Source organism: Geodermatophilus obscurus (assembly GCF_900143215.1).
Lineage (GTDB): Bacteria > Actinomycetota > Actinomycetes > Mycobacteriales > Geodermatophilaceae > Geodermatophilus > Geodermatophilus obscurus_A.
This window is the reverse complement of the sequence record NZ_FRDM01000086.1, coordinates 1-3,241: the sequence shown is the minus strand read 5'-3', so window position 1 is coordinate 3,241 and position 3,241 is coordinate 1. Positions and strand designations below refer to the sequence as shown.

The following is a 3,241-nucleotide window of genomic DNA, read 5'->3' as shown; positions in this document are numbered from 1 at the left end:
GCTCACCGAGACCAGCGTCGCCGAGGACCCCACCCGGGCCGAGGACCAGCTGTCGATCCTGCAGACCTCCGGCGTGTCGGTCGCGATCGACGACTTCGGGACGGGCTGGTCCTCCCTCGCCCAGCTCCTGGCGCTGCCCGTCGGGACGCTGAAGATCGACCGCTCCCTGCTGACCGCCGCCGCCCGGCTGGCGTCCAACGGCACCGGGCCGGTGCTGGCCGCCATCGTCTCGCTGGCCCGCACCCTCGGGATCCGCTCCGTCGCCGAGGGCGTCGAGACCGCCGAGCACCTGCAGATGGTCCGCGAGGCCGGCTGCGACTTCGCCCAGGGCTACCTCCTCGCCCACCCGATGCCGGCCTCCGAGGTCCTGCGCTGGGCGTCCCGGGTGCGGGCCGCCGGCGGCGACTCGTGCGCCCTCGCGCTGCAGGCGAGCAGGCGCTGAGGAGCCTGGTGCGGGCCCGCCGGCTGCGCCGACGCACGCCGCGACGGGCCACCGCACCGGCCGGTCCGCCCCGTTGGACGGGTGCGTCGTCCCCCGTCCAGGCCCCGGCCAGGCACACTGCCCTCCCGGGACCGAGCTCGCGAGGTCCCGCGAGGACAGAGCACCGCCGTCGGGCACGTGCGCGACGAGCGCAGCGAGGAGGACACGTGACCGACCTGGACGCAGCCGCGGAGACGGCGCCCGATCCCGACGCGCTCGACCTGCAGGCACGCCCGGCGCTGGACCTGCTCATCTGGGACGCGCCGAACATCGACATGACCCTGTCGACGGTCATCGGCGCCCGCCCGACCGCGGCGTCGCGCCCCCGGTTCGACGCGATCGCCGCCTGGTTCGTGGAGGGCGCGGGCGCGGTCGCGGCGGGGGGTGCCATGGCCCCGGACGCCCCCGACGTCGAGGCCTGCGTCTTCGCCAACATCCCGCCGGTGGTGGGCAGCCTGCAGCGCTGGGTGGAGGCGCTGCGCAGCTTCGGTTTCGCCGTCTTCGCCCGGCCCAAGCAGCAGCCCGACGACGACATCGACCAGGCGATGCTCGACCACATCGAGGTCCGCCGGCACAGCCACCGGCTGCGCCGGCTGGTCGTCTTCTCCGGCGACGGCCGCAACTTCGCCGAGCCGCTGGAGGAGCTGGTCCGCGCCGGCACGCAGGTCACCGTGGTCGCCTTCAGCGAGGTCGCCGGCTACGCGATCGGCTCGGACCTGCTGGAGTTCATCGACATCGAGGACGTGCCGGGCGCCTTCGCCGTCCCGCTGGACCGGGTGCGCCTGGACGCCCTGCCGCCGGACGGCGCGTGGCTGCGGCCCACCCGCAGCCTGCGGGACTTCGTCAGCTCCTACGTCCGCCGCAATGGCTGAGGATCCGTTCGGGCCGGCCTCGGGGCCGATCGCGACCGAGACCCTCCTCGTGCCGGGGGAGACCTGCTGGCGCATCGAGCGGGCCGACCGGTTCGCCGTCTTCATCGACGCCGCCGACTACTTCGCCGCGCTCAAGTGGTCGGTGCTGCGGGCCCGCCGGCGGGTGCTGTTCATCGGGTGGGACTTCGACCCTCGCATCCAGATGGACCCCCGCCGGGCGGGGACAGCGCGCAGCGACCGCCTGGGCCGCGTGCTCGAGGCCGCCGTCCGGAAGAACCCGGAACTGCAGATCGGCGTCCTGCACTGGGACGTCGGGACGCTGATCGCCCTCGCCCGCGGGCTGGCCCCCCTCACGCTGCTCAACCGGCACACGCCCGACCGGCTGACGCTGACCGTCGACACCAACCACCCCGTCGGCGGCGCGCACCACCAGAAGATCGTCGTCATCGACGACTGCCTGGCCTTCGCCGGAGGGATCGACGTGACCACCGACCGGTGGGACACCTCCGAGCACCGCGACGGTCACCGGCTGCGCCGCAGGCCCGGGTCCCGCCGTCCATCGGGGCCGTGGCACGACGTGACCAGCGTCGTCTCCGGGGAGGCCGCTCGCGCCATCGGCGACCTGGCTCGGGAGCGCTGGGAGAGCGGCACGGGTGACCGGCTCGAGACCGTCGAGGGCCTCGAGCCCTGCTGGCCCGACGGCGTGGAGCCGCTGCTCACCGACGTCGACGTGGCCGTCTCGCGCACCCGCCCCGAGTACGGTGGGGCCGACCTGGTGCACGAGATCGAGCTGCTGTGGCTGGCCGCCGTCGCCTCCGCCCGGCGCAGCGTCTACATCGAGAGCCAGTTCTTCGCCAACCGCCGCATCGCCGAGGCGATCGCCGACCGGTTGCGGGAGCCCGACGGGCCGGAGTTCGTCGTCGTGAACCCGGAGAGCTCGGCCAGCTGGCTGCAGGAGAAGGCCATGGGCACCGCCCGCGCCAAGCTGCTGGCCCTCCTCGAGGACGCCGACGTCCACGGCCGTTTTCGGCTGTACGTGCCGGTCACCGAGCGCCGGCGCTCGATCTACGTGCACGCCAAGGTCGCGGTGGTCGACGACCGGCTGCTGCGGATCGGCTCGTCGAACCTCAACAACCGGTCCATGGGGCTGGACACCGAGTGCGACGTGTCCATCGAGGTGCGTCCCGGCGACCCGCGTGCGGAGGAGAAGGCCGCTGCCATCACCGGGCTGCGCGACCGGCTGCTGGGTGAGCACCTCGGCGTGCCGCCGTCCGCGGTCGTCGACGCGATCGAGGCCTGCGGTGGGTCGCTGCTGCAGGCGGTGGAGAGCCTGCGCCGGCCGGTGGGACGCTCACTGGTGCCCTTCACCCCGCCGGACCTCGGCCCGGTGGAGCAGACGCTGGCCGACACCGAACTGCTGGACGCCGAGCAGACGCCGGACCGCTGGCACCGGGTGCGCCGCAGCTTCCGGCCGCGGGTGCACGGCGGGAGGACCCGCCGCCGCTGACCGCCGTGCCGGTGTCCCGCAGCCCGCACCGGGGAAGGAACCGACCCCGGACGACGAGGAGGCGAGGGGTCATGGCGGTCTGCGAGGTCTGCGGCAACGACTACGACTTGAGCTTCGAGGTGGTCGCGCAGGGAGCGCGGCACACCTTCGACAGCTTCGAGTGCGCGATCCACAAGATGGCGCCGATCTGCGAGCACTGCGGCGTGAAGGTGGTCGGCCACGGCGTCGTGGTCGAGGGCTCGTTCTACTGCTGCGCGCACTGTGCGCGGCACGAGCGCGGGGACGCCCCGGTCCGCGACTCCGCCTGACGACAGCCGCGGGAGCATCGCAGCGAGCTCTGCGAGCGAGGAGCGGACCGCGGCGCGGAGTCAGGCCAGAGGA

At 74.0% G+C, this 3,241-nt stretch carries 4 protein-coding genes; all 4 read left to right on the top strand.

Annotated elements, in window-relative coordinates; genetic code table 11:
* On the top strand, positions 1–442 hold a 442-nt coding region (locus BUB17_RS25020), incomplete at its 5' end, for an EAL domain-containing protein (RefSeq protein WP_141243211.1).
* Between the two features lie 206 nt (positions 443–648).
* Entirely contained in the window at positions 649–1,353 is a 705-nt protein-coding gene (locus tag BUB17_RS25015) for an NYN domain-containing protein (RefSeq protein ID WP_244277480.1), read from the top strand.
* On the top strand, positions 1,346–2,860 hold the full coding sequence (locus tag BUB17_RS25010) for a phospholipase D-like domain-containing protein (protein ID WP_072921547.1): 1,515 nt from the start codon (positions 1,346–1,348) through the stop codon (positions 2,858–2,860). The genes BUB17_RS25015 and BUB17_RS25010 overlap by 8 nt, the downstream gene beginning before the upstream one ends.
* A 71-nt stretch (positions 2,861–2,931) precedes the next feature.
* Positions 2,932–3,168, top strand: a complete 237-nt coding sequence (locus BUB17_RS25005; RefSeq protein WP_072921544.1) for a hypothetical protein — start codon at positions 2,932–2,934, stop codon at positions 3,166–3,168.
* Positions 3,169–3,241 lie beyond the last annotated feature (73 nt).

Excerpts from the sequence above, each read along its gene's own strand:
- BUB17_RS25005 (WP_072921544.1), top strand. The coding sequence starts at position 2,932 with ATGGCGGTCTGCGAGGTCTGCGGCAACGACTACGACTTGAGCTTCGAG.
- BUB17_RS25010 (WP_072921547.1), top strand. The coding sequence starts at position 1,346 with ATGGCTGAGGATCCGTTCGGGCCGGCCTCGGGGCCGATCGCGACCGAG.